At 71.7% G+C, this 25,657-nt stretch carries 24 protein-coding genes and 1 pseudogene; 15 read left to right on the top strand and 10 right to left on the bottom strand.

The genetic code is table 11. The features are described from left to right. Positions 1 to 72: 72 nt before the first annotated feature. Positions 73 to 678, bottom strand: coding sequence for a TetR/AcrR family transcriptional regulator (locus OG898_RS32055; RefSeq protein ID WP_250738368.1), 606 nt, complete (start codon positions 676 to 678; stop codon positions 73 to 75). A 171-nt stretch (positions 679 to 849) separates the two neighbouring features. On the opposite strand from OG898_RS32055, the gene OG898_RS32060 reads away from it, so the two are divergent. After that, positions 850 to 1,449, top strand: coding sequence for a hypothetical protein (locus OG898_RS32060; protein ID WP_266961702.1), 600 nt, complete (start codon positions 850 to 852; stop codon positions 1,447 to 1,449). Positions 1,450 to 1,590: 141 nt separating this feature from the next. On the opposite strand, the gene OG898_RS32065 is transcribed toward OG898_RS32060, so the two are convergent. Beyond that, the gene (locus OG898_RS32065; RefSeq protein WP_266961704.1) at positions 1,591 to 2,289 is read right to left on the bottom strand and encodes a substrate-binding domain-containing protein; all 699 of its coding nucleotides are present in this window, start codon (positions 2,287 to 2,289) and stop codon (positions 1,591 to 1,593) included. An 87-nt stretch (positions 2,290 to 2,376) separates the two neighbouring features. On the opposite strand from OG898_RS32065, the gene OG898_RS32070 reads away from it, so the two are divergent. The 7 genes from OG898_RS32070 (at position 2,377) to OG898_RS32100 (ending at position 9,516) form a co-directional block, all read left to right on the top strand. After that, the gene (locus OG898_RS32070; protein WP_250738374.1) at positions 2,377 to 3,144 is read left to right on the top strand and encodes an IclR family transcriptional regulator; all 768 of its coding nucleotides are present in this window, start codon (positions 2,377 to 2,379) and stop codon (positions 3,142 to 3,144) included. 102 nt (positions 3,145 to 3,246) lie between these two features. Next, positions 3,247 to 4,458, top strand: coding sequence for a 4-hydroxybenzoate 3-monooxygenase (locus OG898_RS32075; protein ID WP_266961706.1), 1,212 nt, complete (start codon positions 3,247 to 3,249; stop codon positions 4,456 to 4,458). A gap of 28 nt (positions 4,459 to 4,486) precedes the next feature. After that, positions 4,487 to 5,512 carry an amidohydrolase family protein gene (locus OG898_RS32080; protein ID WP_266961708.1) on the top strand — a complete coding sequence of 342 codons (1,026 nt, stop codon included), beginning with the start codon at positions 4,487 to 4,489 and terminating at the stop codon, positions 5,510 to 5,512. 19 nt (positions 5,513 to 5,531) lie between these two features. Beyond that, positions 5,532 to 6,221, top strand: a complete 690-nt coding sequence (gene ligK / locus OG898_RS32085) for a 4-carboxy-4-hydroxy-2-oxoadipate aldolase/oxaloacetate decarboxylase (RefSeq protein ID WP_266961710.1) — start codon at positions 5,532 to 5,534, stop codon at positions 6,219 to 6,221. A 64-nt stretch (positions 6,222 to 6,285) separates the two neighbouring features. Next, a complete protein-coding gene (locus OG898_RS32090; protein WP_250738386.1) occupies positions 6,286 to 7,203 on the top strand; it encodes an amidohydrolase family protein in 918 nt (305 codons plus the stop codon). Positions 7,204 to 7,226: 23 nt separating this feature from the next. Then, entirely contained in the window at positions 7,227 to 8,534 is a 1,308-nt protein-coding gene (gene ligA, locus OG898_RS32095; RefSeq protein WP_266961713.1) for a protocatechuate 4,5-dioxygenase subunit alpha, read from the top strand. A 1-nt stretch (position 8,535) separates the two neighbouring features. Further along, a complete protein-coding gene (locus tag OG898_RS32100) occupies positions 8,536 to 9,516 on the top strand; it encodes a Gfo/Idh/MocA family oxidoreductase (protein ID WP_266961715.1) in 981 nt (326 codons plus the stop codon). Positions 9,517 to 9,584: 68 nt separating this feature from the next. Here the strand turns inward: OG898_RS32100 and OG898_RS32105 are convergent. Continuing rightward, positions 9,585 to 9,791: pseudogene (locus OG898_RS32105) on the bottom strand (p-hydroxycinnamoyl-CoA synthetase); the annotation flags it as partial. 450 nt (positions 9,792 to 10,241) lie between these two features. On the opposite strand from OG898_RS32105, the gene OG898_RS32110 reads away from it, so the two are divergent. The 6 genes from OG898_RS32110 (at position 10,242) to OG898_RS32135 (ending at position 16,721) form a co-directional block, all read left to right on the top strand. Then, on the top strand, positions 10,242 to 12,266 hold the full coding sequence (locus OG898_RS32110) for an ABC transporter ATP-binding protein (protein ID WP_250738392.1): 2,025 nt from the start codon (positions 10,242 to 10,244) through the stop codon (positions 12,264 to 12,266). Between the two features lie 91 nt (positions 12,267 to 12,357). After that, complete coding sequence (locus tag OG898_RS32115; RefSeq protein WP_266961717.1) at positions 12,358 to 12,897, top strand: NUDIX domain-containing protein; 540 nt, start codon at positions 12,358 to 12,360, stop codon at positions 12,895 to 12,897. Positions 12,898 to 12,947: 50 nt separating this feature from the next. Next, positions 12,948 to 13,304 (top strand): methyltransferase domain-containing protein, encoded by a 357-nt coding sequence (locus tag OG898_RS32120; RefSeq protein WP_266961719.1) that lies wholly within the window; start codon positions 12,948 to 12,950, stop codon positions 13,302 to 13,304. Between the two features lie 251 nt (positions 13,305 to 13,555). Next, a complete protein-coding gene (gene aroA / locus OG898_RS32125; RefSeq protein ID WP_266961721.1) occupies positions 13,556 to 14,866 on the top strand; it encodes a 3-phosphoshikimate 1-carboxyvinyltransferase in 1,311 nt (436 codons plus the stop codon). Then, a complete protein-coding gene (gene gpmI, locus OG898_RS32130) occupies positions 14,863 to 16,392 on the top strand; it encodes a 2,3-bisphosphoglycerate-independent phosphoglycerate mutase (protein WP_266961723.1) in 1,530 nt (509 codons plus the stop codon). Before aroA ends, gpmI begins: the two co-directional genes overlap by 4 nt. Continuing rightward, a complete protein-coding gene (locus tag OG898_RS32135) occupies positions 16,389 to 16,721 on the top strand; it encodes a hypothetical protein (RefSeq protein WP_250738402.1) in 333 nt (110 codons plus the stop codon). Before gpmI ends, OG898_RS32135 begins: the two co-directional genes overlap by 4 nt. A gap of 82 nt (positions 16,722 to 16,803) precedes the next feature. Here the strand turns inward: OG898_RS32135 and OG898_RS32140 are convergent, their stop codons facing one another. After that, positions 16,804 to 17,871, bottom strand: a complete 1,068-nt coding sequence (locus tag OG898_RS32140; protein ID WP_266961726.1) for an ArsO family NAD(P)H-dependent flavin-containing monooxygenase — start codon at positions 17,869 to 17,871, stop codon at positions 16,804 to 16,806. A 105-nt stretch (positions 17,872 to 17,976) separates the two neighbouring features. Then, positions 17,977 to 19,356 (bottom strand): FAD-dependent oxidoreductase, encoded by a 1,380-nt coding sequence (locus OG898_RS32145; RefSeq protein WP_250738406.1) that lies wholly within the window; start codon positions 19,354 to 19,356, stop codon positions 17,977 to 17,979. 398 nt (positions 19,357 to 19,754) lie between these two features. Here OG898_RS32145 and OG898_RS32150 point away from each other — a divergent pair, with 398 nt between their 5' ends. Next, complete coding sequence (locus tag OG898_RS32150; protein ID WP_266961728.1) at positions 19,755 to 20,123, top strand: helix-turn-helix transcriptional regulator; 369 nt, start codon at positions 19,755 to 19,757, stop codon at positions 20,121 to 20,123. Between the two features lie 171 nt (positions 20,124 to 20,294). On the opposite strand, the gene OG898_RS32155 is transcribed toward OG898_RS32150, so the two are convergent. The 5 genes from OG898_RS32155 to OG898_RS32175 all read right to left on the bottom strand — a co-directional run bounded on the left by OG898_RS32155 (position 20,295) and on the right by OG898_RS32175 (position 25,639). Continuing rightward, positions 20,295 to 21,215 carry a GNAT family N-acetyltransferase gene (locus OG898_RS32155; protein ID WP_250738410.1) on the bottom strand — a complete coding sequence of 307 codons (921 nt, stop codon included), beginning with the start codon at positions 21,213 to 21,215 and terminating at the stop codon, positions 20,295 to 20,297. An 11-nt stretch (positions 21,216 to 21,226) separates the two neighbouring features. After that, a complete protein-coding gene (locus tag OG898_RS32160; RefSeq protein ID WP_250738412.1) occupies positions 21,227 to 23,560 on the bottom strand; it encodes a cation-translocating P-type ATPase in 2,334 nt (777 codons plus the stop codon). Positions 23,561 to 23,694: 134 nt separating this feature from the next. Next, entirely contained in the window at positions 23,695 to 23,919 is a 225-nt protein-coding gene (locus tag OG898_RS32165; RefSeq protein WP_250738414.1) for a heavy-metal-associated domain-containing protein, read from the bottom strand. Next, positions 23,916 to 25,109 (bottom strand): pyridoxal phosphate-dependent aminotransferase, encoded by a 1,194-nt coding sequence (locus tag OG898_RS32170; protein ID WP_266961732.1) that lies wholly within the window; start codon positions 25,107 to 25,109, stop codon positions 23,916 to 23,918. Before OG898_RS32170 ends, OG898_RS32165 begins: the two co-directional genes overlap by 4 nt. 5 nt (positions 25,110 to 25,114) lie before the next feature. Continuing rightward, positions 25,115 to 25,639: a FixH family protein gene (locus tag OG898_RS32175; protein ID WP_266961734.1), complete on the bottom strand. Its 525-nt coding sequence runs from the start codon at positions 25,637 to 25,639 to the stop codon at positions 25,115 to 25,117. Positions 25,640 to 25,657 lie beyond the last annotated feature (18 nt).

Below are 25,657 nucleotides of genomic sequence, written 5' to 3' on the forward strand. Positions count from 1 at the left end.
CGCACCCCGCCCGCAACCGCGGGGCCGGGAATCCCCGGCGAACACCGGGCCCGTCCGACGCCCTGGGCCGAATCAGCCGGCGGCGTCCCGGGAGCGGGCGATGAGCCCGGCGGCGATCACCGAGGCGAGCTCGTCGAGCAGGATCTCGTCCACCGGCAGGTGGAAGGCGAACAGCGCGAGGAACAGCGGTCCGCCCAGCAGCAGATGAGCCACCGTCGGGTCCAAGGGACCCGGCAGTTCACCCCGCTTCTCGGCGCGCTCCAGTATCGCCGTGAGGTCGCGCCGCTCCTGGGCGATGAAGGTGCCCTGGAAGCGGGCGACCAGCGCAGGGTCGCGAGACATCTCGACCATGAGCGCGGGAGTCAGCATCCGGGCCGCGGGCGTCGAGAGACGCTCAAGGGCGAGGCCCGCCATCGCGCGGACATCGCCGCGCAGCGAGCCGGTGTCCGGCGGCGGCTCGATGTCCATACCGTGCACGGCCGAGGCGAAGAGCAGCTCCGCCTTCGAGCCGAACCTGCGGTAGATGGCAGCCTTGCCCACGCCCGCGCGGGCGGCGATCGCGTCCATGGCCACCCCGGCGTAGCCGACCTCCGCGAGCAGTTCGCGCGCGGCTCGGAGCACAGTGCTGTCGATCTGGCTGTCCCTGGGTCGCCCCAGTCGCGGTGTCGGGTTCGGCATGACTCCAGTTTACGATACCCGAGTTCCGGAACTCGGGTATCGTAATCGCCGCGGGACGCTCGGCCGGCTTCCCGCACGCACCGCCGAGTGGGACGAGGGTGCGCTTCGCCGGGCATGTCTCCGAGCCGGCGAGCGCGGTTCTCATCGAGGGAAGGGACGAGAGGCGACGTCATGCGCGGTCACAAGACAGATCCGAAGGTGGCCAGTTGTGACAGCTGGCTGCCGCAGTACCAGTGGCGCACCCACCACGGCCGGAGCATGCCGGCCGACCCCGGGGTGGTCGCGCGGGCGGTGCGCGAGGTGCGGCCCGCGGAGATGTACGCGCTCAGGCCGCTTGTCTTCGTGCGCAGCATTCCGGCCCGCCTCACGTCCCCCGGAGAGGAGCGGTATCTGGACCGGGACGCGCCTGTCGTCGACGGGCTGCACGAAGGGGTGGGCGCCTTCCAGCTCCAGGACGACCCGGGTGGGGATCTCGTCGTCGGCTTCGTGGGACAGCCGTGGTCCCTGCGGCAGAAGTGGCTCACGCTGACGCCCGACGAGTACCTGGAGTTCGACGAGCCGGGGCACATCAAGGGACTGATGGCCTTCTCGGTCGCGAGCCAGGGCGCCGGGACCCACCTGCACACCGAAACCAGGGTCCATGGGACCGATCAGGCGTCCGCACGCCGGTTCCGACCCTACTGGCTGCTGATCGAACCCTTCAGCAGCCTGATCCGCCACGACTGGCTGGCCGCGGCTGCCCGCAGAGCGGGGAGCCGGCCACGGGAATGAGCGGCGTACGCCGGACGCGGACGCGGAGCGGATTCTTCAACGCGTCCGTGGACTTCGCCCACGCTTGCACCGCGAGCCAGGTGGTGCCGGTGGTGCCGGTGCATCCGTAGGGCGTACGCCCCCTCGGCGGTGGCGGACCGATCAGCGGTCCCCGAAGGCCCGCATGCCCCTGGCGCGGGCGGTGTTCCATGCCGGGCCGGAGCCCAGGAAGTCGAGGACTTCGCGGGCGCGGCCCGGCTGGGTGGAGGTGGTGAGGACTCCCCCGCCGAACGTCGAGCTGATCGCGTGCTCGCCCGGCAGCGGGCCGGCCACGACGACGCCCGGCAGGTCCATCAGCTCGCTGTGCTGCTGGAAGGCCAGGTCCGCCCGGCCGGACGACAGCAGGCTGCCCGCGGGCACGCCCGGTGGCGCCTGGACGAGCCGGTCCCCCAGTGCGTCGGCGAGCTCCAGCCGGGTGATCAGATCGACGAGGGCCGTGCCGCTGGGGCCGGTCGAGTAGGCGATCCTCTGCGCCGACAGCAGCGCGGCCCGCAGGTCGGACGCGGAGCGCAGCGCCGGGACCGGTGTGCCGTCCGGCACCGCGGCGACGACCTGTGAGACCCACAGCGGGCGCAGCGAATCACGGAGGACGTACCCCTCCTCGGCCAGCCCGGCCAGCGCCCCCTCCGCGAGCACGAGCACGTCGGCCTCGGCGCCCTCGCGCACCCGCCGCGCGATCTCGACGCCACCCGCGGAATCGAAGTGCACGGCGAGCCCTTCGGCACGCCGGATGTGTTCGGCCAGCTCGGCGAGCACGGGCCGCGTCGCCATCGAGGACAGCCCTGAGATCTCTCGTTCCACGTCTCCTCCTTGGTGTCCGGCAGATGGTACGGGCGAGGGCGCGGCGCGCGGCCGGGGGGCTCGGCGCGGGTCTGCGAGACTGGCCGCGTGAGCACAACCCGGAACACCGCGGCCGGAAAGGTCCTTCTGGTCCTGTCGGCCTTCGACCGCGAACACCCGTCGCAGACCCTGTCGGAGATCGCCCAGCGGACCGGGCTGGCCCTCAGCACCACCCACCGCGTGGTGGCGGAGCTCGCGGCGTGGGGGGCTCTGGAGCGGGTCGAGGACGGGACGTGGCACGTCGGTTTGAGGCTCTGGGAGATCGCCTCCGGCTGTCCGCGCACCCAGATCCTGCGGGACACCGCCCTGCCGTTCATGCAGGACCTCTACGAGGCGACGCACGAGAACGTGCAGCTCGCGGTGCGCGAGGGCCTGGAGCTCGTGTTCGTGGAGCGGATCGCCGGGCACCGGTCGGTGCAGCTGCTGACGATGGTCGGGAGCCGGTTCCCCATCGGTTCCACCGGAATGGGCCGGGTGCTGTTGGCGCACGCGCCGCGGGAGGTCCAGGAGGAGGTCCTGGAGTCGCCGTTGCGGGCCTGGACCCCGCACACCGTCACGGACCCCAAGACGCTCCGCGCCCAGCTGGACGTCATCCGCCGCGAGCAGGTCTTCGTCAGCGACCGGCAGCTCTCCGAGGACACGGTCGCGGTGGCCGCGCCCGTGCGGATCGGCCGGAACGGGCCCGTCAGCGCCGCCTTGGGGATCGTCGTGGCGGCGCGTAGTGCGAACCGTGCGCGGGGACTTCGGGAGCCGCTGCTCAGGGCCGCGTACGGCATCTCCGACGAGCTCGGCCGACGGGCGCGCACGGCGGACTGACTCCGAAGGGCTTCCGCCTGGCGGAAACACCGGCGACCGGCACGGGTGCCGGCTGCCAACGTTCGGGGTGTTCCCGACGTTCGCAGCCGCTCAGGAGATGCCATGGCCGACACCCCCGTCGACACCGTTGTCTCGGTACCCGTCGCCGTCGTCGGGGCCGGTCCCGCCGGCCTCATGCTGGCGCACCTGCTCGGACGGGCGGGAGTCGAGGCGATCGCCGTCGACACCCGCACCCGCCACGAGATCGAGACGACACAGCGGGCGGGCATCCTCGAGGCCGGTGCGGCCCGCGACCTCGTCGAGACCGGGGTCAGCGACCGGATCCTGCGCGAGGGCCACGAGCACGAGGGCATCGAGCTCCGCTTCGGCGGCCGGCCGCACCGCATCCACTTCAAGGAGCTGGTGGGCGCCTCGGCGTGGCTCTACCCGCAGACCGACGTGTTCGTCGATCTGGCCGACGCCCGGGCCCGCGACGGCGGCACGGTCCACTTCGGCGTCAAGGACACCGAGGTTCTCGCCATCACGACCGACACTCCCCGCGTCCGCTACACGGCGCCCGACGGGTCCCGCCACGAGATCCGGGCCCGGTACGTGGTCGGGGCCGACGGCTCGCGCAGCATGTGCCGCGATCTGGTGCCCGAGGAGCGGCGGGTGCGCTACGGCAAGGAGTATCCCTTCGCGTGGTTCGGGATCCTGGCCGAGGCGCCGAGGAGCGCGCCCGAGCTGGTCTACGCCCACTCCGAGCACGGCTTCGCGCTCATCAGCCAGCGCACCGAGAGCGTGCAGCGGATGTACTTCCAGTGCGATCCCGGCGCCTCCCCCGACGACTGGCCGGACGACCGCATCTGGGAGACGCTCCAGGCCCGCGTGGCCGGCCGGGACGGCTTCCGCCTCCATGAGGGGCCGGTCCTGGAGAAGACGGTGCTGCGGTTCCGTTCGTTCGTCCAGGAGCCGATGCGCTGGGGGTCCATGGCCCTGGCGGGCGACGCCGCGCACACCGTGCCGCCGACCGGTGCCCGCGGGCTCAACCTCGCGCTGCACGACGTGAAGGTGCTCGCCGACGTCCTGCTGAAGGCGCTCGGCGGCGCCGGCGGGGCCGCGCTGGACGACTACCAGCCGCGGGCCCTCCAGCGGATCTGGCGGGCGCAGAACTTCTCCTCCTGGATGACCCGGCTGCTGCACACGACGGCCGGAGCAACGCCGTTCGACCTGCGACTCCAGCTCGGCGAGCTCGACAACGTGGTGGGCACCCGCGCCGGGCGCACCTACCTCGCCGAGCAGTACACGGGCTGGCCGGCCGGCTGCTCGGGCTGACCCCGACCACACCACCTGGAGCACCCACATGATCATCGACTGCCACGGACACTTCACCACCGCACCGCCGCAGCTCGCCGGGTGGCGCGACCGCCAGGTCGCGGCGGTCGGAGCGCCCCGGGACGCGCCCCACCCCGACGACCTGGTCATCACCGACGACGACCTGCGCCACGCGATCGAGGACAACCAGCTACGGCTCATGGACGCACGCGGCTGCGACCTGACGGTCTTCTCCCCCCGGGCCAGCTTCATGGCCCACCACATCGGCGACTTCGCCGTCTCCTCGACGTGGGCGCGGATCTGCAACGACCTGGTCCACCGCGTCGCCGCGCTCTACCCCACCCGCTTCGCGATGGGCGCGATGCTGCCGCAGTCGCCCGGCGTCGATCCGGCGACCTGCCTGCCCGAGCTGCGCCGCGCGGTAGAGGAGCTCGGCGCGGTGACGGTCAACCTCAACCCCGACCCGTCGGGCGGCAGGTGGACCGCGCCGCCCCTGACCGACCGCAGCTGGTACCCGCTCTACGAGGCCATGGCCGAGTACGACATACCGGCCATGATCCACGTCAGCACCTCGTGCAACCCGGCCTTCCACACCACCGGCGCCCACTACCTCAACGCCGACACCACGGCGTTCATGCAGCTGGTCCAGGGCGACCTGTTCGCCGACTTCCCCACCCTGCGGTTCGTGATCCCGCACGGCGGGGGTGCGGTGCCCTACCACTGGGGCCGCTTCCGCGGTCTGGCGATGGCGCTGGGCAGGCCGGATCCCGAGACGCTGCTGGACAACGTCTTCTTCGACACCTGCGTCTACCACCAGCCCGGCATCGACCTGCTCACCCGGGTGGTGCCCAGCCGTTCCGTCCTGTTCGCCAGCGAGATGATCGGCGCCGTCCGCGACATCGACCCGCGCACCGGCCACCACTTCGACGACACGAAACGGTACGTCGAGGCCACCCCGCACCTCTCCGACGAGGAACGCACCGCTGTCTACAGCGGCAACGCCCTTCGCGTCTACCCCCGACTCGCCGCCCGCCTCGCCGCGGCCGGCCACTGAACTCCCAGGAGAAGAACGCATGGAACACACCGAGATCGGTGTCGTCCACACATCGATCACCCGCGCCGATCCCGAGGCCGTCGCCGCCCTGTCGGCCTTCGGTGTCGCGACGATCCACGAGGCCATGGGCCGGGTGGGGCTGATGCGTCCCTACGTGCGCCCCGTCTACCCCGCCGCCCGGCTGTGCGGTACGGCGGTGACCGTGCTGCTGCAGCCCGGTGACAACTGGATGCTCCACGTCGCCGCCGAGCAGATCCGGGAGGGCGACGTCGTGGTCGCGGCCTGTACGACCGAGAGCGAGGACGGCTTCTTCGGTGATCTGCTCGCCACCTCGTTCCGCTCCCGGGGGTGTGCGGGCCTGGTCATCGACGGCGGCGTGCGCGACGTGGCCGACCTGGAGGCGATGGACTTCCCGGTCTTCTCCCGGGCGATCAACGCCAAGGGCGCGGTCAAAGCCACGCTCGGCTCGGTCAACGTGCCGGTGGTCTGCGCCAACGCCCTGGTCAGGCCCGGGGACGTCGTCGTGGCGGACCGTGACGGTGTCGTGGTCGTGCCGCGCGAGCGGGCGGCCGAGGTCGCCGAGGCCTCGGCCCGGCGCGAGGCCAACGAGGAGGGCAAGCGCGCCCGGTTCCGTGCGGGCGAGCTCGGCCTGGACATGTACGCGATGCGCGGCCCGCTGGCCGAGCTCGGCCTGCGGTACCAGGACTGACGTGACGGACAGGACTGAAGTGACGGACAGGACGCACAGGACGGGCAGGACGGACGGTACCGAGATGACGACCTACGCGAAGACCCCCGGCTGGCTGGACTGGTACGCCGACCCGAGCCGGCCGGGGTTCCGGGTGCCCGACGGCGCCGTCGACGCGCACTGCCACGTCTTCGGACCGGGGGCGCAGTTCCCGTACGCCCCCGAGAGGAAGTACACCCCCTGCGACGCGTCCAAGGACCAACTGCGCGCACTGCACGACCGGTTGGGCTTCACCCGCACCGTGGTCGTGCAGGCGACCTGTCACGGCGCCGACAACAGCGCCCTGCTCGACGCCCTGGAGGCGTCGGGAGGCCTGGCCCGGGGCGTGGCGACCGTACGGCCGGGGGTCTCGGACGCCGAGCTGCGGAGGCTGCACGAGGCGGGCGTCCGTGGCGTGCGGTTCAACTTCGTCAAGCGGCTCGTCGACGCGGCGCCCCGCCAGGACCTGATGGACGTCGCCCGGCGGATCGCCCCGTACGGCTGGCACGTCGTCGTCTACTTCGAGGCGGCCGACCTCGCCGACCTGCGCGCGTTCCTGTTGTCGATCCCGGTGCCGCTGGTCGTCGACCACATGGGCCGCCCCGATGTCACCGAAGACCCGTACGGCCCGGAGTTCGAGGCCTTCCTCGACTTCCTGCGGGCCCGGCCCGACATCTGGTGCAAGGTGACCTGCCCCGAACGGCTCACCGTGAGCGGCCCGCCCGCCCTCGACGGGGAGCGGCACGCCTACCGCGACGTGGTCCCCTTCGCCCGGCGCGTGGTCGAGGAGTTCCCCGACCGGGTGCTGTGGGGCACCGACTGGCCGCACCCGAACCTCACCGGCCACATGCCGGACGACGGCCTGCTCGTCGACTTCATCCCGCACATCGCGCCCACCCCGGCCCTGCAGCGGGGGCTCCTCGTCGACAACCCCATGCGCCTGTACTGGCCGGACGCCGACTGATCCACCCACCACCGGAGGCCACCATGTCGCTGGACAAGACCTACAAACTGGTGCCGGGGACCACGGTCTTCGACGCCGAGCAGTCCGCCAAGGGCTACCACCTCAACCAGTTCTGCATGTCGCTCATGACGGCGGAGAACCGGGCCCTGTACCTCGCCGACGAACGCGCCTACCTGGACTCCTGGCCGCTGCGCGAGGACCAGAAGCAGGCCCTGCTCGACCGCGACCTCAACGCCGCCGTGCGCGCGGGCGGCAACATCTACTTCCTCGCCAAGTGGGGCGCGACCCTGGGCTTCTCGTTCCAGCAGATGGCCGGTTCGATGACGGGCATGACCGAGGAGGAGTACCGCGCCATGATGGCCGGCGGCGGCCGCTCCGTCGAGGGCAACCGCATCGACCACGCCGTCCTGGAGGCGGCGCACGCCGACCCGGCGCCCCCGGCCGAGCACGCCGTGGTCACCGGAGCGGTCTTCACCTCCCACGTCCCGGCGATCGGCGCCGCGATGGACCACGGCAAGACCGACGAGCCCTACTGGCGACCGGTCTTCGACGGGTACGCGTACTCCCGGCAGTGGGAGCGGGAGAACCTCCCCGACGTCATCTTCCTGGTCTACAACGACCACGCCTCCGCCTTCGACCTGTCCCTGATCCCGACCTTCGTGCTCGGGACGGGCGCCGCCTTCCCCACCGCCGACGAGGGGTACGGGCCGCGCCCCGTCCCCGGCGTAGAGGGCGACCCGGACCTGGCCGCGCACATCGCGCACACGCTCATCAGGAGCGACTTCGACCTCACGCTCGCCAACGAGATGACCGTCGACCACGGACTCACCGTCCCGCTGTCGCTGATGTTCGGCGACGTCGAGAAGTGGCCGTGCAAGGTGATCCCCTTCCACGTCAACGTGGTGCAGTACCCCGTCCCCTCCGGGGCCCGCTGCTTCGAGCTGGGCCGGGCGCTGCGCCGGGCGATCGAGTCGTACGACCGGCCCCTGAAGGTCCAGGTGTGGGGCACCGGAGGCATGAGCCACCAGCTCCAGGGGCCCCGCGCCGGCCTCATCAACCGCGCGTGGGACAACGCCTTCCTCGACCGTCTGATCACCGACCCGGCCGGCCTGGCGCAGGTCCAGCACCTCGAGTACGTCGAGGAGGCCGGTTCGGAAGGCATCGAGCTGGTCATGTGGCTCATAGCCCGGGGCGCGATGAGCGACGTGGACGGCGCCGGCCGGGCCGAGGTCAAGCACCGCTTCTACCACGTGCCGGCGTCCAACACCGCCGTCGGCCACCTGATCCTGGAAGACCACCCGGGGGCCGAGACGCCCGCCGTGAAGGAGTGACATGTCTGACGACCGAATCCTGAGGGTCGCCCTCGCCGGAGGCGGCGCCTTCGGGGCCAAGCACGCCGCCGCGCTCCGGCGGATCGAGGGCGTCGAGGTGGCCGCCGTGGTGAGCGGATCCCTCGACAGTGCGCGGAAGTTCGCCGAGGAGCAGGGCGTCGGCCGCGGCGTCGCCACCCTCGACGAGGTGCTGGCCATGGACGACATCGACGCCGTCGTCCTCGCCACGCCCACTCCGCTGCACGCCGAGCAGACGCTGGCCTGTCTGGAGGCGGGCAAGCACGTCCAGGTCGAGATCCCGCTGGCAACCTCCCTGGGTGATGCCGAGGCCTGCCTGAAGGCCCAGCGCAGCAGCGGGCTGGTCGGGATGGTCGGGCACACCCGGCGCTTCAACCCCAGCCACCAGTGGGTGCGGGGGCGGATCGGGGCCGGTGAGTTCTCGCTCCAGCAACTGGACGTGCAGACGTACTTCTTCCGCCGCACGAACCTCAACGCCCTGGGGCAGCCGCGGTCCTGGACCGACCACCTGCTGTGGCACCACGCCGCGCACACCGTCGACCTCTTCGCCTACCAGACCGGTTCGCCGATCGTGCAGGCCAACGCCGTTCAGGGCCCGATCCACCCCGAGCTCGGCATCGCGATGGACATGTCCATCCAGCTGCGTGCGGAGAACGGCGCCCTCTGCACCCTGTCGCTGTCGTTCAACAACGAAGGGCCGATCGGCACCTTCTTCCGCTACATCGGCGACACCGGCACCTACCTCGCCCGGTACGACGACCTCGTCACGGGCAAGGACGAGCCGATCGACGTCAGCGGCGTGGACGTGTCGATGGACGGCATCGAGCTCCAGGACCGCGAGTTCGTCGCCGCCATCCGCGAGGGGCGCGAGCCCAACTCCTCCATCGCCCAGGTGATGGCCTGCTACCGCACGCTGGCCGCTCTGGAGCAGCAACTCGACGCCTCCTTGCGCCCGGTGGGCTGAGACGGAAAGAGGGAGCGGTACCGACCCGGTGGGTCGGTACCGCTCCCTCGTCGTGCGGCGCGGTGTCGTCAGGCGTAGTGGCGGTAGACGGCCCGGGCGACGCAGGGAGTGCGGGGCAGCGCTCCGGTCACGACGAGGGACCTGGGGATCTTGTACGGGGCGAGCCGGCCCCGCAGGTGGCCGAGGATCGCGTCCTCATCGGCGCGGGCGTCCGGCGCGAGGACGACCACGGCGCGGCCGACCTCGCCCCACACCGGGTCGGGCACGCCGATGACACGAGGCGGGTGTCCGTGAAGAAGTGCGGCACCCCGGCGGAGCCCGCCTTGGCCGAGGTCTGCTCGCGGTCCAGGAAGAGGACCCCGGGGGACGCCTCGGGCCGCGTAACCCCACCCGTCACACGTGTATCAACACCGGCGTTTCGGCCAGCGCCCTCCCGGGCGAGACCCGCACGCCTCAAGGGTGGATGCACCCTGCACGAGCAGCCTTCCGCGCTCCTGTACGGGATCCGCTTCGTCTCAAACACGCGTGTTCGATCCGGTGCCCCCGGTCGTTGACCCCGGCACCATCACGTGAACACAACACAGCGTGTGGCGAATGCAGTTGACCTCGTCCGGCAGCACAGGCACGTCCTTCGGCAGCCGGGCTCCCCCGTCGAGAGGTATCCCCATGACGCCCGCTCGTCCCGAACGCCTCGACCTCGTCCGACGGGAAGCGGGGTGGACCGTATGACCGACCGGCGGCAGGCCGGCGAAGAGCCCTCCGCGGTGGACGAGGAGTCCTCCGCGGTGTCGGAGTCGGAACGACTGCTGTTCGGCGGGGAGCTGGCGTACGACGTCGGTTGGGAACGGCACGAAGGCGCCTGGCTGAAGCTCGGCCTCGTGACCATGGCCAAGGCCTTGCCCCGCATGATCGGCACCGGATTGAAGCTCGCGCACCTCGCCGACGCACGCGCCCTGCGCGTGGTGCTCGGTGCCGAGGTCGGGCGGGGCGTGGCCCAGGCGGTCGGGCTGGTCGCGGTCAACGGCGTACTGGGCCACGTGCTGGCCGGCGGCACGACCAACCAGCGCCTGGCCCAGGCCGTCCCCTCGCTCGTCCTGGTCGCGGTCACGGCGTTGCTGGGTTCGCTGCTGCGCTCCGCCTCGACGGCGGCCACCGGCGAGCTCGAACCCAAGGTCCAGCGGGTCGCCACGGAGCGGTACCTGGGACTGGTGCACCGGGTGGAGCTCGCGGCGATCGAGGACGACGAGTTCCACCGGCTGCTGGACGCGGCCCGCTACGGGGCCGACTCCGCCCGCCGGATGATCCGGTACTGCACCAACACGCTGAACTCCGGGATCTCCCTGATCGCGGCCGCCGGCGTGCTCACGGTGCTCCACGTCGCGCTGCTGCCCCTCCTGGTCCTGATGACCCTGCCGAGCGCGTGGAGTTCGCTGACGATCTCCAAGCAGCGCTACATCAGCTTCCACACCTTCGTGCAGCACGCGCGGGCCGGGCACCTGCTGGGACAGTTGCTGACCCAGCGGGAAGCCGCCGCCGAGGTCCGGGTCCACGAGGTCGGACCCTTCCTCCTCGGTCACTTCCGGCAGATGGCCGAGACGAGCGAGCGCGAGCAGACCCGCCTGGCCCGCAACGCCGCCAGGATCGGGCTGATCGCGGACGGTGCTTCCGGGGCCGCGACCCTCCTCACGTACGGGGCGCTGGGGCTGCTGCTGTGGAGCGGCCGGATGGACCTGGCGGTCGCGGGCACCGCGGTGCTCGCCATCCGCGCCGGCTCCTCCAGCCTCGACGGCCTGGTCCTGCAGATGGCGGACCTGCACCAGGAGTCGCTCTTCGTCGCCGACTACGAGCGGCTGTGCACGGAGGCCGAGGCGCGCGCGATCCCGGAGACCGGGGAGGACCTGCCCGAGCAGGTGCGGGAAGTCCGCTTCGAGAAGGTCACGTTCACCTACCCGGGCTCCGGCGGCGAGACCCCGGACCCGACCCTGCGCGAGGTGTCCCTGTCCTTCCCGATGGGCAAGGTCATCGCCTTGGTCGGGGCCAACGGCTCGGGCAAGTCCACCGTCGTCAAGCTCCTGGCCGGCCTGCACCTTCCCGACGAGGGCGGCGGCACGATCTGGTGGGACGACGTGGACGCCGCCAAGGCCGACCGGGGACAGATCTTCGCCCGCATCGCCCTCATGTCGCAGTCCTTCTTCCGGTGGCCGTTCACCGTGCGGGTCAACATCGGCATCGGCCGGCCCACCGTGCCCATCGAGGACGCGGCGGTGCAGGACGCGGCGGCCTTCTCCGGCGCCGACAAGTTCATCGCGGCACTGCCCCGGGGCTTCGGCACGCTCCTGGGCCGGGGATACAAGGGCGGGCGCGAGGCGTCCGGCGGGGAATGGCAGCTGACGGGCATCAGCCGCGCCTGGTACAAACGCGCCGGGATCCTGGTGGTCGACGAGCCCACCAGCGCTTTGGACGCGGTCGCCGAGCAGCGGGTCTTCGATCAGATCCGCGCGCTCGCCGCGACCGGCCAGACGATCATCTTCATCACCCACCGGCTGCATTCGGTGCGGCACGCCGACGTCATCCACGTCATGAAGGACGGCCGTCTCGCCGAGTCCGGGACGTTCTCGGAGCTCATGGACGAGGCCACCGGCACGGGGGACTTCAGGGATTCCTACCTCATCCAGGCGGCCGCGTTCGCGGAAACCCTGCCCGCCCAGCGCGCCCCCGCGGCGGACACCAGGACGGAGGAGCGCGCGTGAACTCCGCGGTGCGCATCGGAACCGGCCGTCCTGGAACCGGCCGCCCCGAATCCGGCCGCCCCGGAACCGGCCGCCGCCCCGGGGTTGCCCGGTGAGCGGCGGCGCCCGGCACACGGTGCCGGTCGACGTCCACCTCATCCTGCGCCGCGACACCGAGAACGGCCCCGAGGTGCTGCTGTCCCGCCGCGCCGGACCGGTGTACGCGACGGGGCTGTGGCACCTCCCGTCCGGGCACCTCGACCCCGGCGAGACCATGGTCGAGGGGGTGATCCGAGAAGCCCGTGAGGAGACCGGCGTGCTCATCGACCCGGAGGACGTCACCGCGGCCGTCACCGTCCACCACCGCCCTCCCGTCGGCGCCAACTCCCGGATCGGCGTGTTCTTCGAGGTCCGGCGATGGTCGGGACAGCCCCGGGTGAGGGAGCCGGACCGGTGCGACGGCATGGGCTGGTACCCCCTGGACGGGCTGCCGGAGCCGATGGTCGCGTACTGCCGGGCCGGCCTGGACGCCTACCGCGCCGGGCTGCCCGCCGCCGTGCACTTCCAGCACCCCGGCGACCCCGTCCGGCACGCCCCGGCCGGCCCCGACCGCACCCGCCTCCTGCCCGGCCCGCCCACCGGGCACCCGTAGCCCGCCACCGGCCGCTCGTGAACACCGACACGAAAGGGAACACCTCCCCGATGAAGCCGACACCCACCGCGCAGGACTGGCACGCCTCCTCGGGGGACATCGCCGCGCTCCCCGCCCACGACAGCCGGACCTACGAGGTGATCACCCTTCGCCGGGTCTTGGCGCACCTGCCCGACCGCGCCCGGACCGTCGCCGAGCTCGCCGGCCTGCTCGCCCCTGACGGGATCCTGTGCGTGATCACCCCGCACGCCGACCGGCAGCCCGAGAAGCTGCGCGGGATCAGTCTGGACGACGCCGAGATCGCCCTGCTCACCGACGGCTGGGAGCACACCGACCGGATCGAGGCCGGCAACTCCACCGTCCTCCTGCTGCGCGGACCCACGTGCGTCCCGCGCTCGCCCCGATGACCGCGGGTTCAGGCCGCTTCCAGGCAGGTGCCTGCCGCTCGCACTTCCTGCCAGCGAAGATCTCTTCCACCTCCTCGGAACGCTCAGCAAACTGGTGATCACAGGGCAGCGGGAGTCCCGGAAACGGGCTCCCAGCCCGCCTCGGCGCAAGGGCGCATTGCCGCCACCGCTCAGCTTTCCGACGACGTGCCCGGCCCGGGCGTCGTAGGCGCACGACCCGGATCACACACCAGCACCAGGAGTCCCCTCCCATGAGCGGTATCAACGACCCCCGTCTGAAGGCCGAGCAGCTCACCGTCGAGACCATCGACTCGATCGACCACGAGGTGAAGGTCCTCGGCTCCAAGAGCTACACCAACCGGCAGATCGCCATCGCGGCCCTGGCCGCCCTCGATGGCAAGGTTGGTGTGATCGACGGCGCCCTCGTCTCCGACGACACCATCTTCTTCGCCAACGCCGTCGCCTCCTTCGGACACGTCAGCGTCGAACTCGACCACGACAACCACCGCTTCATCCTCACCCCCACCGGCAAGCCGATGGTCGCCCCCGAGGCCGACATCTTCGTCGGCGGCGCCGGCACCCCGCTGCGTTTCCTGATCTCGATGGCCGGCCTCGCCGAGGGCGTCACCACCATCACCGGCAACACCCGCATGCAGGAGCGCCCCTTCGGTGACCTGCTCGCGGCCCTGCCGGGCCTGGGCGTCCAGGCCGTCGCGGTGCGCGGCAACGGCTCCCCGCCGATCCAGGTCACCGGCGGCAACTTCGTCGGCGGCAAGACGAAGATCTCGGGCGCCATCTCCTCCCAGTACACCTCCTCGATCCTGATCAGCTCGGTCCTCGCCCAGCAGGACACCGAGATCGAGATCGTCGACGAGCTGGTCTCCAAGCCGTACGTCGAGATGACGCTGGCCACCCTCGCCGAACACGGCATCACCGTGGAGCGCGACGGCTACCGCACCTTCAAGGTCGCGGCCGGCCAGTCCTTCAAGGGCGGCCGCGCCGTCGTCGAGCCCGACGCATCCGGCCTGTCCTACTTCATCGCCGCCGCCGCGATCCTGGGCGGCCGGGTCACCGTCCCGGGCATCGGTTCCGCCTCCCACCAGGGCGATGTCGGCCTCGCCGGGGTTCTGGGCCGGATGGGCGCCGACGTCGAGATCACCGAGAGCTCGATCACCGTCCGGGGCGGCGAACTGCACGGCATCGAGGTCGACATGGACGCCATGCCCGACGTCGTCCCCTCCCTCGCCGCGGTCGCGGCCTTCGCCCGGGGCAAGACCCACATCACCAACATCGCCAGCCTGCGCGTCAAGGAGTGCGATCGCATCGCGGCCGTCACCACGGAGCTCCGCAAGATGGGCATCACCGTCGACGAGTACGACGACGCGATGACCATCCACGGCGGCACCCCGCACGGTGCGGTCATCGACACCTACGACGACCACCGCATCGCCATGACCTTCGCGATCATCGGCCTGCGCACCCCCGGCGTCGTCATCAACGACCCCGGCTGCGTCGCCAAGTCCTTCCCGGCCTTCTGGAACACCCTGGACACCCTGCGATGAACATCAACGAGGCCACCCACGGGATCCTGCTCGTCCTCGACGGCTGGGGCCACGCCGCCGCCGGGCCCGGCAACGCGCTCACCGAGGCCCGCACCCCCGTCCTCGACTCCATCGCCGCCGAGCACCCCTCCACCTTCGTGGAGGCCTCCGGCGAGCACGTCGGCCTGCTGCCCGGCACCGTCGGCAACTCCGAGATCGGCCACATGGTCATCGGGGCCGGCCGCCCGCTCGACTACGACAGCGTCCTGGTCCAGCGGCAGATCGACAGCGGGGAACTCGGCGGCAACCCCCGCCTCACCGAAGCCCTCGACCGGCTGGCGTCCGGCGGCGGCGCCCTCCACCTGGTCGGCCAGGTCTCCGACGGGATGATCCACTCCCACGTGGACCACCTCCACGCGCTCCTGGGCATCGCGGCCTCCCGCGGTGTGCAGCGCGTGTGGGTGCACGCCATCACCGACGGCCGGGACGTCGCCGACCGAACCGCCGGCCACTACCTCACCCGCGTCGAGGAGTTCTTCGGCTCGACCGGCGTGGGGGCGCTGGCCACCGTCTCGGGCCGGGGCTACGGCCTCGACAAGAGCGGCGACCTGGAGCTGACCGCCAAGGTCACCGAAGCCATCGCCTACGGCAAGGGCGCCACCGCCCGGGACTACGGTCAGGTACTGGCCGCAGCCGAGAACGGGGACGTGTGGGTCACCCCCACCGTCCTCACGGGCGCCGACGGCGGACCGCTCGCCGCCGTCCGCGACGGGGACACCGTCCTGTTCGCCAACTTCCGCAGCGACCGGATCCAGCAGCTCGCCGACGACCTCGTCCGGGTCCTCGCCGCCGCGGACGTCGAGGTCCTGTCCCTGACCCAGTACGACACCGAGGCCGCCATCCCCGCCCTGGTCGGGCGGGCGGACGCCTCCGGCGGCCTGGCCGACGTACTCGAATCCCACGGCCTGCGCTCCGTACGCATCGCGGAGCAGGAGAAGTTCGAGCACGTCACCTACTACGTCAACGGTCGCGACGATCGCGTCCGCGAGGTCGAGGACCACGTACGCATCACCGCGGACTCCGCCCCCGACTACGTCGCCCGGCCCGAGATGAATCTCGCCCGGGTCACCGAGGCCATCACCGCCGCCGCCCGGCGTGACGACGTGGCCCTGGTGATCGCGAACCTCGCCAACATCGACGTCGTCGGCCATACCGGCGACCACGCCGCCACCGTCAAGGCCGCCGAGCACACCGACCGCGAGGTCGAGAGGATCCTGACGGCCGCCGCGGCAACAGGCCGCTGGGTCCTTCTCGTCGGCGACCACGGCAACGCCGAGCGCATGGTCAAGCCGGGCCCCGACGGCGCCCCGCTCCCGTACGGCGGTCACACGACCAACCGCGTACCGGCCGTCGTCGTACCGGCCCCCGGTCAGTCCCTCGGAGACCACCTCGCCGAGGGCGGCAGCCTCGCCGACATCGCGCCCACCGTCCTCCACCTGCTGGGCCGCCCGAGCGGCCCGGCCATGACCGGCCGGAGTCTGCTGTGACCGCACCCCCCGCCGACACCCGCCCCACTCCCGGCGGAGCCGCCTTCGCCCCCGCCTTCCGCGACGACGCGGACGTACGCGCCGTCGATGCCGGCAGCCCCGCCCTCGATGCGTACGTCGCGAGCGGCGCCGACGGCGGGGTGCACGTCCTGACCGTGCGCAACGGCACCGACCAGGATCAGGAGCTCTTCCCCGAGGCACTGCTGCCGGACGGCGACGACCCGCTGTTCTTCCTCGGCGGAGCCTCCACCACCGAGGAGCGCGACGGCCGGCTCGTCGCCCGCCTCGCCCCGCACGGCCACGTCCACCTCGGACGGATCACCCGCTGATCGGGCCGACGGTCCTGATCGGCCTGGTCCACGTGTCCCTCGCCCGGCGCGGGCCACCTCGCGGGGGTGCCGTCGCGCCCCGTCACGGCAGCAGCATCCGGGCGATCGCCTTCGCGGCCTCCCGCGCCGGGCGGCCGACTCCGATGAGGGTCGCGGAGGCGGGGCCGGTCCAGTCTCCGTAGCCGAGGAGGTGGAGGCGCGGCTCGCCCTCGGCCTCGGTGCCCCGGGTGGGGACGGGGCCGTCGGGGCCGTCGGGGCCGCCCAGGCCCAAGGGTTCGAGGTGGGCCAGAGCGGGGCGGAAGCCGGTGCACCAGATGATCGCGTCGGCCTCGGCGGTCATGCCGTCGGCCCAGGCGACTCCGGTGGGCGTGACGCGCTGGAACATCGGCGCGGCCTTCAGCAGTCCCGCATCCCGGGCCTCGCGCACGGGCGGTACGGCGACGATGTCTCCGAGCGCGGAGACGCCGCCGGTGTCGGGGAGACCGGCCTCGAGAGCACGGCGGCGGGCGGTGGCGGCGTCGAAGAGGACGCGGCCGTCGACGTCGTCGGGGAGGTAGCGGGGTTCGCGCAGGGTGACCCACGTCAGGTGGGTGCCGGGTGCGAGGTCGGCGGCTATCTGGGCGGCCGAGTTGCGGCCGCCGACGACGATGACGCGCTGCCCCGTGAATTCCTCCGGGCTGCGGTAGTCCACCGTGTGGATCTGCCGGCCGGAGAAGGCCTCGCGGCCGGGCACCGCCGGCAGGAAGGGGCGGGACCAGGTTCCGGTGGCGCTGATGACCGCCCTGGCCCGCCATGAGCCGGAGTCCGTCTCCACACGCAGGAGTTCGCCGTCGCGGTGCACTCCGGTGACGCGTACGGGGCGGTGGATGGGGAGTTCGTAGCGCTGCTCGTAGTCGGTGAGGTACTCGACCACGTGGGCCGCCTCCGGGTAGGTCTCGCCGGGCTGGGGCGGCATGAGACGGCCGGGGAGGGAGGAGTAGGCCGCCGGGGAGAAGAGACGCAGGGAATCCCAGGCGCTCCGCCAGGCTCCGCCGGGCGCCGGTTCGGCGTCGAGGACGACGAAGCTGAGCCCTGCCCGGCGCAGGTGGTAGCCGGCGGCCAGACCGGACTGGCCGCCGCCTATCACGACGACGTCGAACTGCCTGCTCATGGTGGGGTGTTCCCTTCCTCGTACCGGCCTCCCGCCGACAGACGACGGGGGTCAGGGGTGGCGCCGCGGCAGCCTGCTCCGACAGACTGCGACGGGTCGCACGGGTCAGTTGCCGACGGTGCGGCCCGCCAGGCCCGGCGGGGCGATCTCCAGGGTCACGGTCGCGGGGCCGCAGCAGCCACTACCACCACTACTGCTACTGCTTTCCTCGACGGGCTCGTCGAAGAGTCCCGAGCCTCCGCACACGCCCGTCTCGGGAAGGGTGAGCTCGACGCGCTCGGCGGCTTCGTGGTCGCCCGCGAGTGCGGCGGCGATGGAGCGGACCTGCTCGTACCCGGTCATCGCGAGGAAGGTGGGGGCGCGGCCGTAGGACTTCATTCCGACGAGGTACACGTCCTTCTCGCCGTGCTTCAACTCCTTGGCCCCGTGCGGGTAGACCGTGCCGCACGAGTGGGCGTTCGGGTCGATCAGCGGGGCGAGGCCCACGGGCGCCTGGAGGCGCTCGTCGAGGTCGAGGCGGAGTTCACCGAGGAAGGAGAGGTCGGGGCGCAGGCCCGTGAGCGCGATGACCTCGTCCACGGGTTCGGTCCGGGTTCCGTCCTCCGAGACCAGCGTCAGGGTGCCGTCGGCGTCGGCCTGCACTTCAGCGGTACGGAAGCCCGTGACGGCATCGGCGTGTCCGGCTTCGACGGCCGCCCTGGCCGCGCCGCCGAGGGCTCCGCGGGCCGGAAGCTGGTCGGCGCTGCCGCCTCCGAACGTCGTGGAGGTGACGCCGCGGCGCACGACCCACAGCGCGTGCGTACCGGGCTCGCTCCCGGCAAGGTCTGCGAGTGCCACGAGCGCCGTGAACGCCGAGGCCCCGCTGCCGACGACGGCGGTACGCCGGCCCGCGTAGCGGCTGCGGACCGCGGGGTCGCGGAAGTCGGGCACCCGGTAGACGATGCGCGACGCGTGGGCGCGCTCGCCGAGGGCCGGCAGTCCGTTGCCCCCGACGGGGCCGGTCCGGGACCAGGTCCCGGAGGCATCGATGACGGCACGGGCGAGCAGCCGGAGCTCCGTTCCGTCACCGGTCACGGCGTGAACGGCGAAGGGCTGCTCGTTCCGGTCGGCGTCGACCACGCGGTCGCGGCCGACTCGGGAGACGCCGGTGACGGTGGTGCTCAGGCGGACACGGCTGCCGAGGGCGGATGCGAGGGGCGCCAGGTACGACTCCGCCCAGTCCCCACCGGTCGGGTAGCCCTCCCGGTCGGGCGGGGTCCACCCCGTTGCCGCGAGCAGCTTCTCGGCGGCGGGGTCGATGACCTCGCCCCAGGTGGAGAACAGCTTCACGTGCGCCCATTCACGGACGGCCGCACCGGCCACGGACCCGGCCTCCAGAACCAGCGGTTCGAGGCCCCGGCCGACGAGGTGCGCAGCGGCGGCAAGACCCACGGGGCCGCCGCCGATGACGACGACGGGGAGTGAAGCGGCATCGATGTCGGCCATCGGAGCTCTGTCCTTCGCTGTCGGCGGGAGTGGTACCACCCCCTCCACTGATTAGACGGATATCTAATCCCCTCCACCCTGCCGCGCACATCGACGGATGTCAACATAGACGAATGTCGAACTCGGGGCGAAGGAAGCGCCGGACCAGGGAACCGGCTGCTCCCGCCTCACAGCCGACGCCTGGCTCCGTCACCGCGGATTCCTTCGAGGAACTGCGCACCATGTCCGCGTTGATGACAGAAGCAGGCGCCGTGAACAATCGATGCGGATATGTCGGCATGACGCACAGGATGGCGCGACCCGACCCCCGAGCGCATCCGGTTTCGGATTCCGAGCCCGCACCAACGGAGCCCGCCACACCGTTGCAGGCGTGATTCGATACATGCAAAAATAGAGGAATGTCGAACCCGAGTGCGGTTCCTTCGGTTGCTGATTCCCAGCAGGGCGTCGTGCCCTGCTGTTCCCCCCTCATTTCAGCGGAGTTGTCCGCTCTCGACGCGGAGCGGCTGGCCAACCTGTTCAAGGCGCTGTCCGATCCGATCCGCCTGCGGCTGCTCTCGCGCGTGGCGTCCCATCCTGCCGGCGAGGCATGCGTGTGCGACATCGCCGATGTCGGCGTATCGCAGCCCACGGTCTCCCACCACCTGAAGAAGCTCCGCGAGGCCGGACTGCTGACGTCCCAGCGTCGCCGCACGTGGGTGTACTACCGGATCGACCAGAGCGTGCTCGTCGCTCTCGGCGCTCTCCTGGGGCTTCCCGCACGTTAGCTAGCGCCGCGCGGGCCCGCCGGTGACGAGGCAGGGGTACCTCCCCGAACATGTCATCGCCCCAGGTGTGGGCGGTCGTTGCCGAGCCCGATCCAGACTGACTCGCACCGGCGGGCACCGTCCAGGGCTTCGTACGTGCCGGGCACTTCGGGGTCGTGCCCGCCCGCGGTCTCAGCGGCGGCCGACGGGGTGCACTCTCGTGCCGGCGAGGCCGGGGCCGCGGAAGGGACGGACGTCCGGTTCCTCGGACGAGGTGTACACGTCCAGCCACAGGGGGGCGGCCACGGACGCCGCCTCCCCGGGCGCCGGCGCGTAGGACAACAGCAGTGTGGGGTCGGCGAGTTCCTCGAAGCGGACCACCCGGTCGGCCTGGTGGGATCCGCTTCCCGGCTCGACCAGCTGTCCCGGTACGGCGACGAATCCGAGGCGTGCCTTGAAGCTGAAGAGGCCGGCCTTGACCACGTGGCCGTAGAGGTTGATGTCGCGGCCGAGGGTCGCCCAGCGCCGCCCCCTGAGCCTCGCCTCGCGCAGGGTTTCCACGTACAGGACCCGGGTGAGGCTGTCGCCGCGCCCGCCCGCCGTCACGGCCGAGAAGCGTGCCCGCATCTCGTCGTCGGCCGGCAGGTCCTGGTTCAGGCAGGCGCCCACCAGGGCGCCGCCGGAGCGGACGGTGACGACGCGGTAGGTCTCGGCCTCCGCCAGGATCTGGGGTCGCTGCCGGAGGGCTATCGCCAAGCCGTTGCGCATGGCCGAGACCTGCTGCTCGTAGAGGTCCATGAAGGCATCGAGCAGGGAGACCGTGAGCGGCTCCGTGCTCACGTGCAGGCCGGCCTCGGCCACCTTGCGGTAGGCCGACCTGATGTCGTACCTGTCCTTCCCCGACAGGGCAGCGAGGTACTTCTCCTCCGAATCCAGCGCCTCCGCCCGCCACATGACGACCTGGGGCTTGGGCAGGAAGCCCGCCTCCCGGAGGGCCGGCCAGGTGTCGACCGGCGGATCCTGGACCCGGACGATGTCCACCGCGTCCTCGTACCGGCGCCACTGGCCGTTCAGGGCCTGGTCCACGTCGACGAGCGCCATGGGCAGGCCCATGGAGCTCACGATCACGAGACCGCCGCCGGGCTGCGGTGCGCCTGAGGGAGGGGTTCGGCCGCGCCCGTGGTCTTCTCGCCTCGTGATGACGACTTGAACCCGCGCAGTCTCAGGCTGTTGGTCAGGACGAAGATGCTGGAGAGCGCCATGGCGGCGCCCGCGATCATCGGGTTCAGTACGCCGGAGGCCGCCAGGGGTATGCCGGCGAGGTTGTAGATGAACGCCCAGAACAGGTTGCCCTTGATCGTCGCGAGCGTGCGCCGCGAGAGGCGGACCGCGTCGGCCGCGTCGCGCAGGTCCCCTCGGACGAGGGTGATGTCGCTGGCCTCGATGGCGGCGTCCGTGCCGCCTCCGATGGCGATGCCGAGGTCGGCCTGGGCGAGCGCGGCGGCGTCGTTGATGCCGTCGCCGACCATGGCCACGTTCCGGCCCGCTTCCTGCAGGCGGCGGACCACGGCGGCCTTGTCCTGGGGCAGGACCTCCGCCTCCACCTCGGTGATGCCCATCTCGTCCGCGATGCGGCGGGCCGCGCCCTTGCTGTCGCCGGTGAGGAGGATGGGGTTCAGCCCGAGGCTCCGCATCTCGTCGACGGCGCGGCGGCTGGTGGGCTTGGCTTCGTCCGCGACGAGGAGCAGCCCGCGGAGTTCTCCGTCCCAGCCGACGCCGACCGGCGTGTGGCCGCTGCCGTCGATCTCGGTGAGGCGCCGGCGCAGGTCCTCGGGAACGGACATCCGTTCGCCGACCCAGCCGGGGCGGCCGACCATGATCTCGCGGTCGGCGATGGTGCCCACGACTCCGAACCCGGCGCTGGCCTTGAAGTCCGTCGCCGGGGGCAGGTCCGCGGTCACCTCTCGGGCCGCCGTGGTGACGGCGGTGGCGATGGGGTGTTCCGAGGAGTGTTCCAGGGCTCCGGCGAGGGTCAGCAGCTCCTCGCGGCTCGTTCCCTGGGCACACACCGTTTCGACGAGCCGCATCTTGCCCGTGGTGACCGTGCCGGTCTTGTCGAGCAGCACGGTGTCGATGCGGCGGGTGGACTCCAGGATCTGCGGTCCGCGGATCACGATGCCCAGTTGCGCGCCGCGGCCCGTGCCGACGAGCAGCGCGGTGGGCGTGGCGAGGCCGAGGGAGCACGGACATGCGACCACGAGGACGGCCACCGCGGCGGTGAGCGCGATCACCGCGTCTCCGCCGTTGCCGACCCAGAACCCGCCGACGCCGACCGCGACGGCGATGACCACCGGGACGAAGACCCCGGCGATGCGGTCGGCCAGTCGCTGTACGGGCGCCTTGCCGGCCTGCGCCTCGGAGACGAGCTTGCTGATGTGGGCGAGCTGCGTGTCGGCGCCCACCCGTTCGGCGCGGACGGTCAGGCGACCGCTGAGGTTGACCGTGGCCCCGACGACGGCGTCGCCCTCGGAGACCTCCACGGGGACGCTCTCCCCCGTCAGCATCGACGCGTCGACGGCGGACGCACCGTCCACGACGACCCCGTCGGTGGCGATCTTCTCCCCCGGGCGGACCACGAACAGGTCCCCGACGCGGAGTTCGCCGATGGGGATGCCGACCTCCTGGCCCGCGCGCAGGGCGGTGACGTCCTTGGCGCCGAGTTCGAGCAGTGCGCGTACGGCGCTGCCCGCCCGGCGCTTGGCACGGTGCTCCGCATACCGGCCCGCGAGGACGAAGAGGGTCAGGGAGGTGGCGACTTCGAGGTAGATGTGGTGCAGGCCCTGGCCCGGGGTCGGGGTCATCAGGAAGGGCATCTGCATGCCGGTCACGCCGGCGTAGCCGAAGAAGAGGGCGTACACCGACCATCCGAAGGAGGCGAGGACGCCGATGGAGACGAGCGTGTCCATGGTCCCGGCGGCCTGGCGGAAGTTCTTCCAGGCGACCGCATGGAAGGGCCACGCACCCCAGATGGACACCGGGGCGGCCAGGGCGAACGACAGCCACTGCCAGTTGTCGAACTGCAGCGGCGTGATCATGGCCATGGCGACGACCGGCACGGTGAGCGCGAGGCACACCAGGAGGCGTTGCCGCATGGTGGCCAGTTCCCGGTCGGCCGCCTCTTCGGCGGTCTCACCGGATCCGGCCGCTGCCTGGGCCTCCTGGGGCGACGGCGGCAGGGCGGCGGTGTAGCCCAGCTTCTCGACGGTGTCGAGGAGCTCCTCCAGCGTGTGGCGGTCGTCGTAGCTGACGTGGGCGCGTTCGAGGGCGAAGTTGACCTCGGCGGTCACACCGTCGAGCCGGTTGAGCTTCTTCTCGATACGGGCTGAGCAGGCACCGCAGGTCATGCCACCGATGTCGAGCGTGACTACGGCTGGTGCCGTCGTGGCAGTGCCGGCCATGACTGCACTCTCCTTTGGAATAGGCGGGCGGGGCGGACGGGGCTACAGGGGCTGGAGCGCGCTGCCGAGGAGGAAGGAGGCCCCGAAGCAGACCGCGAGCCCGACGGCGAAGAGAGCGAGTTTGAGGGGCGGGTTCACGCGGCGGTGCCGACGAACTTGTAGCCGGCGCGCTCGACGGCCGCCTGGACGGCATCCGATCCGAACTCTCCGGTGGAGCTGACCGTGACCCGGCCGGCCTTGTGGTCGACGGTCACCTCGGTGCCCTCTCCGAGGTCCGTCACGATGGCCGTACGGATGCGCTTGGCGCAGCCGCCGCAGGTCATGCCGTGGACCTCGAAGGCGGTGGCGTTGCTGCTCATGGAATTCTCCGATCGTTGATGGTCTTCAGGTGGGTGCTGATGCGGTGCAGTGCCTGGGAGATGTCCTCGGCGCCGACCGCGTACGAGAGGCGGACCAGGTCCGGTGCCCCGAAGTCGCGGCCGGGCATGACCGCGACCCCGGCGTGCTCCAGCAGGTCGCGGGCGACGGTGCCGGCATCGTCGTCCGGGTGCCGGTAGAGGCCCCGTACGTCGACCAGGGCGAAGAACCCGCCCTGCGGTTCCGCCGCCAGACGCAGGGGCGGCAGGGCGGCCAGGCCGTCCCTCATGAGGGTCCTGCGGGTGTTCAGTTCGGCCGCTCGGCGGGCCAACTCGACGTCGGTGTCGCCGGTCAGTGTGGCGAGCGCCGCGTACTGCGAGATCGAGGACGGGGCGGAGCTGGTGTGACCCTGTACGGCGGTCAGGGCCGCGGCCACCGGCAACGGGGCGGCTGCGAAGCCGATCCGCCACCCCGTCATCGCGTACGTCTTCGAGAAGCCCCCGACGGTGACCGTGCGCTCGGCGATGTCCGGCCCGAGTGAAGCGACGCTCGTGAAGGTGGCGCCCTCGTGGACGAGGTCCCCGTAGATCTCGTCGCTGACGATGACGAGATCGTGCTCCACGGCCACGCGCGCCAGGGCGAGGAGCTCCTGCCGGTCGTACACGACGCCCGTGGGGTTCGAGGGATTGTTCAGGAGCATGACCCGGGTGCTCGGGGTGATGTGCGCCCGGAGCAGTTCGGGGGTGAGTTTGAATCCGGTGTCGGCGGTGTCCACCACGACCGGCGTGGCCCCGGCGAGCCGGATCATGTGCGGGAAGCTCACCCAGTACGGCGCTTGCAGGATCACCTCGTCGCCGGGATCGCACAGGACGGTGAAGAGCTGGGCGAGGGCCTGCTTGGCGCCGTTGGTGGTGACGATCTGCGCCGCTGCGTAGGAGCATCCCCAGTGGGTCTCCAGCCGCCGGGCGACGGCCTCGCGCAGGGGGCCGATGCCGGCGACCGGGGTGTACCGGGTCAGCCCCCGGGAGATCGCCTGCCGGCCCCCGTCGCACGCCTGGTCCGGTGTGGGGAAGTCGAGTTCGCCGCCGGTGAGGTTGACGACGTCGGCGCCGTCCGCCAGCAAGCTCTTGACGTGTGCGTCCAGGGCGGCGGTGCTGGAGGCGGGCAGGGTCCGCGCGCGGGTACTGAGCACGGCCCCTACTCCGCCTTCACGTTGAACACCGTCGTGGAGGCCTGGCCGGACGCCGGGGTGACGACGACACTGATCCGCCAGTCGCCGGGCATGCCCAGGACGAGCTTGGACTCGTACCCGTCGCCCTTCGCTCCCGCGGACTGCTTGCCGCCCTTCATCTTCATGTTGGGCATCTCCGAGTTGACCTCGACCTTCGCCCCCTCCACGGCCTTGCCCGCCGCGTCCTTGACGGTGACGGAGGCTTGGCCCGCCGAGCCGCCGCCCTTGGCCGGGCAGGGGCTGACCGCCAAGGTGACCTCCATACCGGCGTCGGTCTTGGTGCTGCGGCAGCTCGCGTCGAGGTCGTGCGGTCCGGTGGCGGCCGGAGCGGCGGGCTTCGAGGGGCCGCATCCGCTCGTGAGCACGGCGGCCAGGACTGCACCGGTCACGGCTGCAAGGCGCACCACTCCCTTGTGGGTGCGGGGTCCAGCTCGTCGCGCCGCCTTCTCGTGCCACGCGGCAGGCTGGGTGGTGGCCGTGCGCCAGGTCATCGGTTCTCCTTCGGAGGA

This window comes from Streptomyces sp. NBC_00193, from assembly GCF_026342735.1.
Taxonomy (GTDB): Bacteria; Actinomycetota; Actinomycetes; order Streptomycetales; family Streptomycetaceae; genus Streptomyces; species Streptomyces stoeckheimensis.

Bases quoted from the DNA above. Each gene is read 5' to 3' on its own strand.
- OG898_RS32145 (WP_250738406.1), bottom strand. From the start codon at position 19,356: ATGGCCGACATCGATGCCGCTTCACTCCCCGTCGTCGTCATCGGCGGC.
- ligK (WP_266961710.1), top strand. From the start codon at position 5,532: ATGGAACACACCGAGATCGGTGTCGTCCACACATCGATCACCCGCGCC.
- OG898_RS32060 (WP_266961702.1), top strand. From the start codon at position 850: ATGCGCGGTCACAAGACAGATCCGAAGGTGGCCAGTTGTGACAGCTGG.
- OG898_RS32110 (WP_250738392.1), top strand. From the start codon at position 10,242: ATGACCGACCGGCGGCAGGCCGGCGAAGAGCCCTCCGCGGTGGACGAG.
- OG898_RS32155 (WP_250738410.1), bottom strand. From the start codon at position 21,215: ATGGGCCTGCCCATGGCGCTCGTCGACGTGGACCAGGCCCTGAACGGC.
- ligA (WP_266961713.1), top strand. From the start codon at position 7,227: ATGTCGCTGGACAAGACCTACAAACTGGTGCCGGGGACCACGGTCTTC.
- OG898_RS32140 (WP_266961726.1), bottom strand. From the start codon at position 17,871: ATGAGCAGGCAGTTCGACGTCGTCGTGATAGGCGGCGGCCAGTCCGGT.
- OG898_RS32175 (WP_266961734.1), bottom strand. From the start codon at position 25,639: ATGACCTGGCGCACGGCCACCACCCAGCCTGCCGCGTGGCACGAGAAG.
- OG898_RS32165 (WP_250738414.1), bottom strand. From the start codon at position 23,919: ATGAGCAGCAACGCCACCGCCTTCGAGGTCCACGGCATGACCTGCGGC.
- aroA (WP_266961721.1), top strand. From the start codon at position 13,556: ATGAGCGGTATCAACGACCCCCGTCTGAAGGCCGAGCAGCTCACCGTC.
- OG898_RS32100 (WP_266961715.1), top strand. From the start codon at position 8,536: ATGTCTGACGACCGAATCCTGAGGGTCGCCCTCGCCGGAGGCGGCGCC.
- OG898_RS32090 (WP_250738386.1), top strand. From the start codon at position 6,286: ATGACGACCTACGCGAAGACCCCCGGCTGGCTGGACTGGTACGCCGAC.
- OG898_RS32075 (WP_266961706.1), top strand. From the start codon at position 3,247: ATGGCCGACACCCCCGTCGACACCGTTGTCTCGGTACCCGTCGCCGTC.
- gpmI (WP_266961723.1), top strand. From the start codon at position 14,863: ATGAACATCAACGAGGCCACCCACGGGATCCTGCTCGTCCTCGACGGC.
- OG898_RS32080 (WP_266961708.1), top strand. From the start codon at position 4,487: ATGATCATCGACTGCCACGGACACTTCACCACCGCACCGCCGCAGCTC.
- OG898_RS32160 (WP_250738412.1), bottom strand. From the start codon at position 23,560: ATGGCCGGCACTGCCACGACGGCACCAGCCGTAGTCACGCTCGACATC.
- OG898_RS32120 (WP_266961719.1), top strand. From the start codon at position 12,948: ATGAAGCCGACACCCACCGCGCAGGACTGGCACGCCTCCTCGGGGGAC.
- OG898_RS32150 (WP_266961728.1), top strand. From the start codon at position 19,755: ATGTCGAACCCGAGTGCGGTTCCTTCGGTTGCTGATTCCCAGCAGGGC.
- OG898_RS32055 (WP_250738368.1), bottom strand. From the start codon at position 678: ATGCCGAACCCGACACCGCGACTGGGGCGACCCAGGGACAGCCAGATC.